Below are 12,334 nucleotides of genomic sequence, written 5' to 3' on the forward strand. Positions count from 1 at the left end.
GCGCAAGGCAACGGGACCGAGTGGGCCACCAAGCTGCCACTTGCCGGCCAGCCATCGCTTACCACAAGGTTCTTGGATGTTGCGTTGCTGCTGCGTACCTTGGCGATTGGCTAAAACGCCCATCACGTCGTCATCCTAGGGCGGAGCGAGGAGTGAAGCGACGAGCGCAGACCCGAGGATCCGTGCCGTTACATTAAAGCGTCGCAGCCGTTGCAGAATTCGGCACTGCCCTACTCTACGTCCAAGCCCACGGCAGGGATCCTCGGGTCTGCGCTCCGCTTCGCGTCGCTGCGCCCGTGGATGACGACGTCGGGGAGGCTTCGGCCAATCGCGACGCAACGCTACCAGCCCCTACTTGCCGGCCAAGATATCCTTGATCAGCCGCTGGCAGCGCTCGGCCATGAAGTCGAGCAGCAGCCGCACCTTCGGGTCCTGCAGCTTCTTGTGCGGATAGACGGCGGCGAATTGCACCGGCGTCGGCGGTGTCTGGGGCAGGATTACCTTCAGCCGCCGGTCGCGGATGAAGGGTTCCACTTCGAAACGCGGCTTGTTGATGATGCCGCGCCCGGACAGGGCCCATCCTGTCAGCACGTCGCCGTCGTCGGTGTCGTAGGGGCCGTGCACTTCGAGTTTCTGCACGCCGCTCGGTGTCTGCAGCGTCCAGACGAATTCGCGCGCCCCGGCATAACGCAGCATCAGGCAGTCGTGCTTTTTGCCGACCAGCTCCTGCGGCTCGACCGGTTCGCCGCGGGCCTCCAGATATTTCGGCGCCGCCACCAGCACCCGCTCGCAGTCCATGATGCCGCGCATCCGCAGGCTGGAATCCTCGATGATGCCGAGGCGGAAGGCGACGTCGATGCCTTCCTTCATGATGTCGACATTGTGGTCGGAGAGCCGTAGCCGCACCTCGATATCGGGGTATTTGTCGTGGAAATCCGGAATACCGGAAGCGACCAGCCGGCGGCCGAGGCCGAGCGGCGCCGTTACCTTGATCGTGCCGCGCGGTTGGCCGGAGAGTGCCGCGACCGCTGCCTCGGCCTCGGTGATCGCGTCCAGCACCTGCTTGGCGCCGGTATAGAACACCGTGCCGTGCTCGGTCGGCATCAATTGCCTTGTCGTGCGGTTGAACAGCCTGACCCCGAGGTGCTTCTCCAGTTCCTTGATGCGGTTGGAGGCGACGGCCGGCGAAAGGCGCATGTCGCGCCCAGCCGCCGACAGATTGCCGAGCTCGACGACGCGGACGAAGACGGCGATGTTGTCGAGATAGGCCATTGGATTTTCGTGGCTCTCAAACCGCTGCGTGGGGCAAGCCTACTATTTTCCATTTTTTTTTGAAAGTCATCGCGCACCTCGCCTCTTTTCGTTTGCGCTCCAGACCGTAAAGTCAGCCAATCGGCAGGGACGATCTCCCAAGGGCGACACGATGACGGATTTCGCGATTTTCTGGGACTGGCTGAGCTTTGCCGTCCGCTGGCTGCATGTCGTCACCGGCATTGCCTGGATCGGCTCGTCCTTCTATTTCGTCGCGCTCGACCTCGGCCTGCGCCAGCGTCCCGGCCTACCCGCCGGCGCCTTCGGCGAGGAATGGCAGGTGCACGGCGGCGGCTTCTATCACATCCAGAAATACCTGGTGGCGCCGGCCGAAATGCCGGAGCACCTGACCTGGTTCAAATGGGAATCCTACGCCACCTGGCTGTCGGGCTTCGCCATGCTGTGCGTCGTCTACTACGCCGGCGCCGACCTGTTCCTGATCGATCCCAACGTGCTCAACATCTCGGTGCCGGTCGGCATCCTCTTGTCGCTGGCCACCATCGGCGTCGGCTGGATCGTCTACGACCTGCTCTGCCGCTCGCCGCTCGGCAACAGCGACACCGGGCTGATGCTGGTGCTCTATTGCGTGCTGGTGTTCATCGCCTGGGGGTTGACGCACCTCTTCACCGGCCGCGCCGCCTTCCTGCATCTGGGCGCCATCACTGCCACGATCATGTCGGCCAACGTCTTCATGGTCATCATACCGAACCAGAAGATCGTCGTCGCCGACCTGATCGCCGGCCGCAAGCCGGACCCGAAATACGGCAAGATCGCCAAGCAACGCTCGCTGCACAACAACTACCTGACCTTGCCGGTCCTATTCCTGATGCTGTCGAACCACTACCCCCTGGCGTTCGGGACGCAGTTCAACTGGGTCATCGCCTCACTGGTCTTCATCATCGGCGTGCTGATCCGGCACTATTTCAACACCGTCCATGCCCGCAAGGGCAACCCGACCTGGACATGGCTGGGTGCTGCCGTGCTGTTCATGATCATCATCTGGCTGTCGACCGTGCCGAAGGTGCTGACCGGCGACCCGAAAACCTCCGCCGCATCCTCCGCCGCGCAGGTCTATATGGCCTCGGCGCACTTCTCCGCCGTGCGCGACACCGTGCTCGGGCGCTGCTCGATGTGCCACGCCGAGGAGCCGGTCTATGAAGGCATCTACCACGCGCCGAAGGGCGTGATGCTGGATACCGACGCGCGCATCGCCGAGCATGCCCGCGAGATCTACCTGCAGGCCGGCCGGGCGCATGCCATGCCGCCCGCCAACATCACCCAGATCACCGACCAGGAACGGGCCCTGCTTGTGGCCTGGTTCGAAGGCGCCGGAAAATAAGCATGACAGCGAAGCTCCTGCGCGGCCGCACGCTGTCTTTCCTGCGTTGGCCCGAAGCGATAGACGACCATTCCGCCTGGCGTTACGACGAGGACGGCGGACTGCTGGTCGACAACGGCAAGATCGTCGCCGCCGGTCCCTACGCGGACGTCGCTAAGGCGGCCGGCGCGGACGTCGAGACGATCGATCATCGTCCGCATCTGATCCTGCCGGGCTTCATCGACGCGCACGCGCATGTGCCGCAGATGCAGATTATCGCCTCCTACGGCGCCGAGCTGCTCGACTGGCTGAACAAATATACCTTTCCGGAAGAGTCGAAATTCCAGAACGCGCAGCATGGCCGGCGTATTGCCAGGCTTTTCCTCGACGAGATGCTGCGCCACGGCACGACGACCGTCGTCGCCTATTGTTCCGTGCACAAATCCTCCGCCGAAGCCTTCTTCGCCGAGTCGCATGAGCGCAATATGCTCAACATCGCCGGCAAGGTGATGATGGACCGCAACGCCCCCGACGCCGTGCTCGACACGCCGCAAACCGGCTATGACGACAGCAAGGCGCTGATCGCCGAATGGCACGGCAAGGGCCGCCAGCTCTACGCCATCACCCCGCGTTTCGCGATCACGTCGTCGCCCGAGCAGATGGAGATGGCCGGCGCGCTCTGCCGCGAGCATCCCGATCTCCACATGCAGACGCATCTGTCGGAGAACCACGCCGAGATCGCCTTCACCCAGGAGCTCTACCCCTGGTCGCGCGACTACACCGACGTCTATGAGCACTACGGCCTGCTGGGCAAAAAGAGCCTGTTCGGGCACTGCATTCACCTTTCCGAGCGCGAGGCGGACGCGCTGTCGCAGTCGGGCTCGGTGGCGGTGTTCTGCCCGACCTCCAACCTTTTCCTCGGCTCGGGCCTGTTCGACTACCAGCGCTATCGCCGGCGCGAGAAGCCGATCCGGATAGCCGCTGCGACCGATGTCGGCGGCGGCACCAACTATTCGATGCTGCGCACCATGGACGAGGGCTACAAGGTGATCGCGCTGAACGGCGAGAAGCTGAACCCGTTCCAGTCCTATTGGCAATTGACGCGCGGCAACGCCGAGGCGCTTTCCGTGGCCGGCAAGGTCGGCACGCTGGACGAAGGCACCGATGCAGACATCGTCGTGCTCGACGCCCATGCGACGCCGGCGATGCGGCTGAGGATGGAGACGGTGGAGACGCTGGCGGAAGAACTCTTCCTGCTGCAGACGCTGGGCGACGATCGCGCCGTGCGCGAGGTTTATGTGGCGGGCCGGCCGGCGAAGAGCGCGATTGTCGCATAGATTGATGCGCTCTTCGCTTGACCCCGCGTCAGCCATCGGCCAAAGCGTGCGTCGACATTTGACAGGGGAACGAGATGGCTGCCGCCGACGACATCGCTCTGATCAAGAAACAGGAGGCCGCGCTGGTCTTCCCGGCCTTCGACGAGGCCGTGGCCTTCACAATCGGCTCTGCCATCAGGGACCGGGCGCTGAAGGAAAACCTGCCGATCATCGTCGACATCAGGACTTTCGACCGGCCGCTTTTCTATGCCGCGATGCCGGGTTCAAACGCCTCCAATCCCGACTGGGCGCGTCGCAAGATCAACGTCGTGAGGCGGTTCCTGAGAAGCACCTACCGGCTGGTGCTGGAGCAGCAGCGGCCGGATCGCACCTTCAAGATCGGTGAAGGCCTGGACATTGCCGACTATGTGCTGGCCGGCGGCGGCTTTCCTGTCACGGTAAAGGGCGCCGGCGTCATCGGCGTCATCGCCGTCTCGGGCCTGCCGGAGCGCGAGGATCACGGCGTCGTGGTCGATGCGCTCTGCGCTCATCTCGGCATCGATGCGAGCGGGCTCGCGCTGCCGCCGGAAGAAAAATGACCGATCCGAAAACCTTCCTCGTTTCGATCTTCAACGCCGCCGTCGCGGCCGCCGATCCGGAAAAGACGATCCGCAATCATTTGCCGGCAAAACCGAAGGGCCGCACCATCGTCATCGGCGCCGGCAAGGGGTCGGCGCAGATGGCAGCGGCTTTCGAGAAGGTGTGGGACGGCCCGGTCGACGGCCTTGTCGTCACCCGCTACGGCTACGGCGCCAGATGCGAGCGCATCGAGATCATCGAGGCTGCTCACCCGGTGCCGGACGCCGCCGGCCTCGAGGCCTCACGCCGGCTGCTGGAGAAGGTGAGGGGCTTGACCGCCGACGATCTGGTCGTGGCGCTGATCTCCGGGGGAGGCTCTGCCCTGCTGCCATCGCCGGCTCCCGGCCTGACGCTTGCCGACGAGATCGCGGTCAACGAGGCGCTGCTTGCCTCCGGCGCGCCGATTGCGGCGATGAACACCATCCGCAAGCATGTCTCGATCATCAAGGGGGGACGCCTCGCCGCGGCCGCCCACCCCGCCAAGGTGGTGTCGCTGGTCGTTTCCGACATCCCGGGCGACAATCCGGCGTTGGTTGCCTCGGGTCCGACCGTTCCCGACGCCGGCAGCCGCGAGGATGCGCTGGCCTCGATCGCTGCCTATGGCATGAAGCTGCCGGCCTCCGTCATGGCGCATATCCAGTCGCCGGCCGCCGCCGCGCCGCGCCCCGGCGATCCGCGCTTTGCCGGCAATGAAGTGCACCTGACCGCTTCCGCCGGCGTCTCGCTGGAAGCGGCCGCCGCCGAAGCAAAGCGGCAAGGCATCGAGGCGGTCATCCTGTCGGATGCCATCGAGGGCGAGGCGCGCGAGGTCGGCGGCGTCCATGCCGCCATCGCGCGCGAGGTGGCCACCCGCAACCGGCCCTTCAAGAAACCAGTGCTTATCCTGTCGGGCGGCGAGACGACGGTGACGCTGCGCGCCAAGGGTAAGGGCGGCCGCAACTCGGAATTCCTGCTTGCCTTCGCCATCGGCATCGGTGGCCTGGAAGGCATTTACGCCCTGGCTGCCGACACCGACGGCATCGACGGCTCGGAAAACAATGCCGGCGCCTTCGCCGACGGCTCGACGGTTGCGCGCATGCGTGCGGCCGGCGTCGATGCCAAGGCAATGCTTGCCGGCAACAACGCCTGGACGGCGTTCGATGCAGTAGGCGATCTATTCGTGCCGGGACCAACGGGCACGAATGTCAATGATTTGAGGGCAATTCTGGTTAGGTAGCGCAGACTCCCACAGAAGTCGTCATTCTAGGGCGAAGCAAGGAGCGAAGCGACGCGCGCAGACCCTAGAATCCATTCCGCGACCTTAGCCGAAGAGTGCAGCGGAGCAGAACTCTGCACCGTTGCAACACGTCGAAGTATCGGCATGGATCCTCGGGTCTGCGCGCGTCGCTTCGCTCCTTGCTTCGCCCGTGGATGACGACTTCGCAGAGGCTTCAGCCAATCTCCAAGGCCGCGCGACCCTGCGCAACAGCATTCGTCGTATTTCCGCTTCCGTTCGGGTGCGTAGATCGATCACGCCCCCATCATCCGCTTCACCTTCCGCATATCCTGAAGAAACCGCGCCCGCTCGGCGTCCTTGTCGGCCGGTTCGCGGATGCGAAGGATGAGCGAAGGGTGGATGGTGATGAAGACGCGCAGCCCGTCCTCGCGTTCGATCACCTCGCCGCGCATTTTCAGTACCGCCACCGCCTTGCCGAGCAGCGATTGCGCCGCCGTGGCGCCGAGCGCCACCACGAGGTTCGGCTTGATCAGGTCGAGCTCCTTGTCCAGCCACCAGCGGCAGGCCTGGATCTCGCCGGCATTGGGCTTCGAGTGGATGCGCCTTTTGCCGCGCGGCTCGAATTTGAAGTGCTTGACCGCGTTGGTCACATAGACCTTGCGGCGGTTGATCTCGGCATCGTCCAGGGTGCTGTCGAACATTCTGCCGGCCGGCCCGACAAAGGGCTTGCCGGCAAGATCCTCCTGGTCGCCGGGTTGCTCGCCGACGAAGACGACATCGGCGGTTTCCGGTCCTTCGCCGAACACGGTTTGCGTGGCATTGCGCCAGAGCTGGCAGCGATGGCAGCCTTTTGCCGCCTCGCGCGCCTCGCCGATGGAGGTGGCATCTGCCCCTGCGGTCAGCTCTGATTCCGGCACCGGGACGCGCCTAGCTTCACGCGCCAATGCCGTTGTTGACGGTGTTGTTGCCATCGTTCCTGTCTCGCCCGCTTTCGAAGGTGAAATGGGTGAGCATGGCGATGGTTCCGTACCTCACACCTCGTGCAGATAGAGGTGGTAGTCCAGCTCGCTGACGGTGCGCGCGACGCGCAGATATTCCGCCTGCTTGATCGCCACGAAGGTCCGGTGCAGGTCGGGGCCGAGCGCCGATTTCAGGAAATCGGAAGTTCTGGCCGCTTCGATCGCGGCCCGCCAATCGGCCGGCATGGTCGATTTTTCCGTCGCCTGTTCGTAGCCGTTCCCCGTCGTCTCGGGCCCTGGATCAAGCCCTTCGTCGAGGCCCTTGACGATGCCGGCCAGCACCGTTGCCGCCACCAGATAAGGGTTGGCGTCGACGCCGGAAGGCCGATGCTCGATACGGCGGTTCTTGGCGTCGCCAGCCGGCACGCGCAGCGCGACCGAGCGGTTGTTGACGCCCCAGGTCGGCGCCACGGGCGCGTAGGATTGCGAGACGAAACGCCGCCACGAATTGGCGTGCGGTGCAAACACCAGCATAGATTCCGCCATGGTGTGGATCAGACCGCCAAGCGCGTTGAGCAGGCTCGGCGACCATTTCTCGCCGGCACTTTCGGTAAAGACGTTTTTCCCGATATCGTCCTGCAGCGAGACGTGGAAATGCATGCCCGAGCCGGCATAGGCCTCGATGGGCTTGGCCATGAAGCAGGCTGTGACGCCGTGCCGGCGCGCCTGTGCCCGCACCAGCCGTTTCAGCATGACGAGGTCGTCGGCCGCCCGCATCACGTCCTTGCGGTAGTTCAGCGTCAGCTCGTACTGGCCGGGCGCGTATTCGGAGATCACCGTCTCGGCCGGGATGCCTTGCGCCTTGGCGGCGGCGTAGATGTCGGAAAACAGCGGCTCCATGCCATGGAGGTGGTCGACCGAATAGACTTCCGTCTTGGCCGAGCGGCGGCCGTCGAGCACCGCGCGCGCCGCCTGCACCTTGCCGTCGGCGTCGCGCTCGTTGGACAGCAGGAAGAATTCGAGCTCAAAGGCGCCCGCCGGATGCAGGCCGCGCGCCGCCAAAAGCTCCACCTGCCTTGCCAGCACCAGCCTTGGGTCGGAGCTCATCGGCTGGCCGTCGAGATGATGCATCGACATCAACACCTGGCCCCGTGGCGGGTTGGTGCCGTGCAGCGGCACCAAGGTACCGGTGATCGGCCATGCTCGAAGGTCGCCGTCGCCGGTGTCCCACACCAGTCCGGTTTCGTGCACGTCCTCGCCGGTGATGTCGAGGCCGAGAATCGAGATCGGCAGATGCCGGCCGTTCTCGAAAATGCCCATCAGCTCGTGCCGGCGCACGATCTTGCCGCGACCGATGCCGTTGGCATCGGTGAGCACGATGTCGAACGCCTCGATCTCGGGGTGCGCGTCGAGAAAGGCTTTTGCCTCGGCGGGCGTCGAGCCTGATGGAGAGGGTGCAAAGGCCTTCGGATTGTCCATGGTCGCCAATCTTCCAACTGCTTGTCTCATGCCGTAAGCCTGGCTGCAACCGCGGCGAAGGCTGCGATCAGCCGGCTCACTTGCGCGGAAGTCGTCGCCGGTGAAATCAGCATCATGTTGTGGAATGGCGCGATAAGCACGCCGCGATTGACCAGCGCCACATGGATGGCGGCTTCCAGTTCCGGCGCATGCGCCTTCTCGGCTTCGCCGCCATTGTGCAGCGGCCCGGGCGCGCAGATGAACTCGACGCGCGCGCCGACCCGTGCAACGTGCCACGGCAACTTGTGACGCTCGATCGCCGCCGTCAATCCGGCGTCGAGGCGGCGCGCCAGCCGGTCCATATGGGTATAGGCCGCCTCGGTCATCACCTCTTCCAATGTCGCCCGCATTGCCGCGAATTGCAGCGGATTGGCCGACAGCGTCGTGCCCATGCCGGAATAGCCGGGCTCCTTCACCCGGTTGTAGGCGCCATAACGGGTCGCGACCTCCTCGCTCATGCCCCAGATGCTTGCCGGCACGCCGCCCGCCACCGGCTTGCCGAGCACGAACAGGTCCGGCTCCAGTCCGTATTTGCGCGTGTAGCCGCCGGGACCGGTGGAAATGGTGTGCGTCTCGTCGATCAAAAGCAGCGTGCCGGCCGCGCGGGTCAGCCGCCGCAGCGCATCGTGGAAGCCGGGCTCCGGCAGCACCATGCAGGAATTGGTCAGCACCGGCTCGGTGATGACGCAGGCGACGTCGCGGTCGGCCAGTGCGGCTTCGAGCGCGGCAATGTCGTTGAACTCGACGATCCCGGTCGCCCGCGTCAGGTCGCGGAATTCGCCGGCCAGTCCTGGCCGGTTTGCCGGCCTGCCGTCGACCAGCCGCACCATCGTCTCGTCAACCGAGCCGTGATAGCAGCCGTGGAAGACGAGGATCTTTTCGCGACCGGTCACCGCTCGGGCGACGCGCAACGCGAAGCGGTTGGCATCAGTGGCGGTGGTGGCGATCTGCCAGTAGGGCAGGCCGAAGCGCTGCTGCAGCAGCGGACCGATCGCCAGTGCGTCCTCGCTGGGCAGCATATAGGTCAGCCCGCGCCCGGACTGCCGGCGGATCGCGCGGGCAACCGGGGCCGGCGAATGGCCAAGCATCGAGCCGGTGTCGCCAAGGCAGAAATCGTCGAGCCTGTTGCCGTCGATATCGGTGATGGTGGCGCCTTTCGCGCCGTCGACCAGGATCGGGAACGGCGTCGGCCAGTCGGTCATCCAGTGCATCGGCACGCCGCCGAGGAACCCGGCAATGCCGTTGCCCAGCTTCGCCTCGGATCTGGGTCGAGCGTTGCGGAAGACGGCGGCTTCCGTGTCGCGCAGCTCGGCGATCCGGGCGGCGTCGATGCCGGCGATGGTGTTTGAGCTGTGGCTACCGTGCATGAAAACCCCTCTGATAGGTTCCTCTTAGCCAATCCATGTCCGCGACCGCAATTGGCCGCGCGCCTGTCCTGCATTGGCTCAGCCGCCTGGGGCGCCGCTTGACCGTGCTGCCGAAGTCGGCGCCAATATGCGCGGGAATTGAAGTGTGGGACAAAAATGCGGACGATCCTCTGTGGGGCAATGGTTCTGTCGTCGGCCGGCACGGCCTTCGCCTCAGGCGGCATCTGGTGCAACGTGGATGATGCGGCGGTGACATTCGACGTCGGCGCCGGCGTCACCAGAGGCATGGGCGGCCCGACCTTCAACTTTCGCGGCGATCTCGAAATCGAGGCGAGGCCGGTTGGCGACGGATTGCGCAAGACAGTTTTCGAGGGACCCAACCTGACCCAGTACTGGCTGGACGGCAAGGAGCTGCGGCTGAACATCTACCGCGAGTACGAGGCGGCAAACGCTTTCAACTCAGTCGAACTGACGATCCTGACCAAGGCCAGCGACGAAGGCATATATGACGGGCAGTACACGCTTGCCATCTATGACAATGCCGCCGACACGGACAAGGACGGCAAGCCGGCGGAGTTGACGGGCAAAGTGTCGTGCGGGGCTGAGTAGGCTCGCCGATCGGTTGTGTCAGCCTGCCCGCATCGAGGCGATGGCGCGTCGCATCAGGTCGAGGAACACCAGCCGCTCGTCCTCGCTGAAGCCGGCCAGTGCCACCTCGTTCTGTGAACGCGCGGCCTGTGTCGCCGGCTCGCGCAGGCCAACGGCTTTCGCCGTGAGATGGATCGACTGCGAGCGCCCGTCTTCCGGGTGCAGGCGGCGTTCGATCAGCCCGTCACGTTCCATGCGGATCAGCGTATTGGCCATCGTCGCCTGTTCCACGTCCAGACGCTGCACGAGTTCGCGTTGCGTCAGGCCGTCTTCATCCCACAGCGCCAGCAGCGTCATGAACTGGGCTGGCGCCAGGCCGAGCGGCCGGATGCGCTGCTGCAGGCCGTTGGCAAACAGCCGCGCCATGTGGTTGGCCAGGAATCCGGCGGATCGTTCCTTCTGAAATGTCATGCCCTGACAGATAGTAGTTGAATAGCATGCTATGCAATGATATATAGCTTGCTATGGAGATGAAGATGAAAACCAGGATTCATGCAGCGGCGGGCGCCATCGCGCTCATTACGGTTTCGGCTTTCTGGCTGTCGACGGTCACGGTTGAGCTGCTCGGCGACGCGGCCGCGATCACAACGGTCAAAAACTACGTGCTGGCCGGCATGGCGATACTCATTCCGGCAATGATCATTGCCGGCGCGTCGGGCTTTTCACTTGGTAGGGGTTGGAAGAGTCCGGTCGTGGCACGCAAGAAGGCGCGCATGCGCATCATCGCCGCCAACGGATTGCTGGTACTTGTGCCCTCGGCCTTCCTGCTCAGCAGCTTTGCCACGGCCGGTCGCTTCGACAACCTGTTCACAGTCGTCCAGACCATCGAACTGGTGGCCGGCGCAACGAATATCGCGCTGCTGTCGCTCAACATGCGCGATGGGCTGTCGCTGCGGCGGAAGCCTCTTCGCCTAGCCACGCGAGCGCGGTGAGTTCAGGCCGTAATGTCGATGACGCCGCAATCGCCGGCGGCACTGCCAAACACGATGCGGCGCTCTTCCCTGTCCCACATCATCGAAGTGATGGCGCCCTTCCCGGGACGGCGCAGCAGCACTTCCTTGGCGTCGGCGAAGCGCGCCGCGATCACCATGCCGTCCTCATAGCCGATGGCCGTGACATCCTGGCTCGGATGGCAGGCAACGCAAGTCACCATCGTGTTGCCGCGCGTGCCGAGTTCCAGCGGCGCCTTGCCCATCGGACCGTCCTTGGCTGAAAAAGGCCAGACGATTGCCGCCGGCGCGCCGGAGCTCGCCAGCCATTTTCCCTTCGCGCTCCACGACAGGCTTTTCACCTTGCCGGGATAGCCGCTCATGCGCATGTGCTTGCCGTCGGCAAGCTTCCAGCCATGCAGCGCGTTCTCCTGCATGGTGGTGACGAGAAAGGCGCCGTCCGGCGAAAACGTGATGCCGGTGTGAGCGCCGGCCCATTCGAGTTCCACCGGCTTGCCATCGGCCGCAGGGAAATGCAGCGTCGCGCCATTGTAGCGGGCGACGCCGAAACGCATGCCCTTGGGCGAGAAGGCCAGTCCTTCGACCGAGCGCGGATGCGTGAATTCCTTGACCTTGCCGTCGGCAAAACGCACGAAGGCGTTCTTGCCCGAGGCATAGGCGATCGCGCCTTGCGGTCCGGCGGCGACGCTGGTGACCCATTTCCTGCCGGCGCTGGCGAGTTCGCTCACCTCGCCGCCCGCTCTCACGGCAAACACCTTGCCGTCCTCGCCGCCGGTGATCAGCCGGTCGTTGGCCGCGTCATGGAAGGCGGCGAGCAGCCCGTCATTGGCCCGCACCGTCTTCTGGCCATTATCGAGCCGGTGGATCGCTCCGTCGGCCAAAGCGAAATGCGGCACGTCGTTGAGAAAAACGGCGGCGACGCAATGGCCTTCGAAATCAAGCGGGGCGACTGTCGGCATGCGAACTGATCCATATGAGATTTCTGCCCTTCCCCATAAGGGGTTGAGCTGCGGGTCTCAACCCATGCTTGGAATCGCTATAAGGAAAGGGTGCCGGCGTCGGGTTCTCCCCGAGCGAAGCTCGGTCGGATGA

12 protein-coding genes are annotated in these 12,334 nt (G+C 64.5%); 6 read left to right on the top strand and 6 right to left on the bottom strand.

Annotated features, from left to right (window positions below):
• Nucleotides 1-351: 351 nt before the first annotated feature.
• On the bottom strand, nt 352-1,272 hold the full coding sequence (locus tag F3H96_RS01210; RefSeq protein ID WP_149790113.1) for a LysR family transcriptional regulator: 921 nt from the start codon (nt 1,270-1,272) through the stop codon (nt 352-354).
• Between the two features lie 151 nt (nt 1,273-1,423).
• Here F3H96_RS01210 and F3H96_RS01215 point away from each other — a divergent pair, with 151 nt between their 5' ends.
• The 4 genes from F3H96_RS01215 to F3H96_RS01230 all read left to right on the top strand — a co-directional run bounded on the left by F3H96_RS01215 (nt 1,424) and on the right by F3H96_RS01230 (nt 5,800).
• On the top strand, nt 1,424-2,650 hold the full coding sequence (locus F3H96_RS01215) for a urate hydroxylase PuuD (RefSeq protein WP_149790114.1): 1,227 nt from the start codon (nt 1,424-1,426) through the stop codon (nt 2,648-2,650).
• A 2-nt stretch (nt 2,651-2,652) separates the two neighbouring features.
• Nucleotides 2,653-3,966, top strand: a complete 1,314-nt coding sequence (gene guaD / locus F3H96_RS01220; RefSeq protein ID WP_149790115.1) for a guanine deaminase — start codon at nt 2,653-2,655, stop codon at nt 3,964-3,966.
• Nucleotides 3,967-4,040: 74 nt separating this feature from the next.
• Nucleotides 4,041-4,544 carry a heme-degrading domain-containing protein gene (locus F3H96_RS01225; protein ID WP_149790116.1) on the top strand — a complete coding sequence of 168 codons (504 nt, stop codon included), beginning with the start codon at nt 4,041-4,043 and terminating at the stop codon, nt 4,542-4,544.
• Nucleotides 4,541-5,800: a glycerate kinase gene (locus F3H96_RS01230; protein WP_149790117.1), complete on the top strand. Its 1,260-nt coding sequence runs from the start codon at nt 4,541-4,543 to the stop codon at nt 5,798-5,800. Before F3H96_RS01225 ends, F3H96_RS01230 begins: the two co-directional genes overlap by 4 nt.
• A 293-nt stretch (nt 5,801-6,093) precedes the next feature.
• On the opposite strand, the gene F3H96_RS01235 is transcribed toward F3H96_RS01230, so the two are convergent.
• Genes F3H96_RS01235 through F3H96_RS01245 form a run of 3 tightly spaced genes read right to left on the bottom strand, consistent with a single transcriptional unit; the run spans nt 6,094 to nt 9,644 of the window.
• The gene (locus tag F3H96_RS01235; RefSeq protein WP_149790118.1) at nt 6,094-6,771 is read right to left on the bottom strand and encodes a UdgX family uracil-DNA binding protein; all 678 of its coding nucleotides are present in this window, start codon (nt 6,769-6,771) and stop codon (nt 6,094-6,096) included.
• A 60-nt stretch (nt 6,772-6,831) separates the two neighbouring features.
• Nucleotides 6,832-8,238, bottom strand: coding sequence for a glutamine synthetase family protein (locus tag F3H96_RS01240; RefSeq protein ID WP_149790636.1), 1,407 nt, complete (start codon nt 8,236-8,238; stop codon nt 6,832-6,834).
• A gap of 26 nt (nt 8,239-8,264) precedes the next feature.
• Nucleotides 8,265-9,644: an aspartate aminotransferase family protein gene (locus F3H96_RS01245; protein WP_149790119.1), complete on the bottom strand. Its 1,380-nt coding sequence runs from the start codon at nt 9,642-9,644 to the stop codon at nt 8,265-8,267.
• Nucleotides 9,645-9,800: 156 nt separating this feature from the next.
• Here F3H96_RS01245 and F3H96_RS01250 point away from each other — a divergent pair, with 156 nt between their 5' ends.
• The gene (locus F3H96_RS01250) at nt 9,801-10,253 is read left to right on the top strand and encodes a hypothetical protein (protein WP_149790120.1); all 453 of its coding nucleotides are present in this window, start codon (nt 9,801-9,803) and stop codon (nt 10,251-10,253) included.
• Between the two features lie 18 nt (nt 10,254-10,271).
• Here the strand turns inward: F3H96_RS01250 and F3H96_RS01255 are convergent, their stop codons facing one another.
• Nucleotides 10,272-10,703, bottom strand: a complete 432-nt coding sequence (locus tag F3H96_RS01255) for a MarR family transcriptional regulator (protein WP_149790121.1) — start codon at nt 10,701-10,703, stop codon at nt 10,272-10,274.
• Nucleotides 10,704-10,756: 53 nt separating this feature from the next.
• Here F3H96_RS01255 and F3H96_RS01260 point away from each other — a divergent pair, with 53 nt between their 5' ends.
• A complete protein-coding gene (locus F3H96_RS01260) occupies nt 10,757-11,224 on the top strand; it encodes a hypothetical protein (protein WP_244619871.1) in 468 nt (155 codons plus the stop codon).
• A 2-nt stretch (nt 11,225-11,226) separates the two neighbouring features.
• Here the strand turns inward: F3H96_RS01260 and F3H96_RS01265 are convergent, their stop codons facing one another.
• Nucleotides 11,227-12,201, bottom strand: coding sequence for a WD40 repeat domain-containing protein (locus tag F3H96_RS01265; RefSeq protein WP_149790122.1), 975 nt, complete (start codon nt 12,199-12,201; stop codon nt 11,227-11,229).
• Nucleotides 12,202-12,334 lie beyond the last annotated feature (133 nt).

It is taken from the genome of Mesorhizobium sp. NFR06, assembly GCF_900115245.1.
GTDB lineage: Bacteria > Pseudomonadota > Alphaproteobacteria > Rhizobiales > Rhizobiaceae > Mesorhizobium.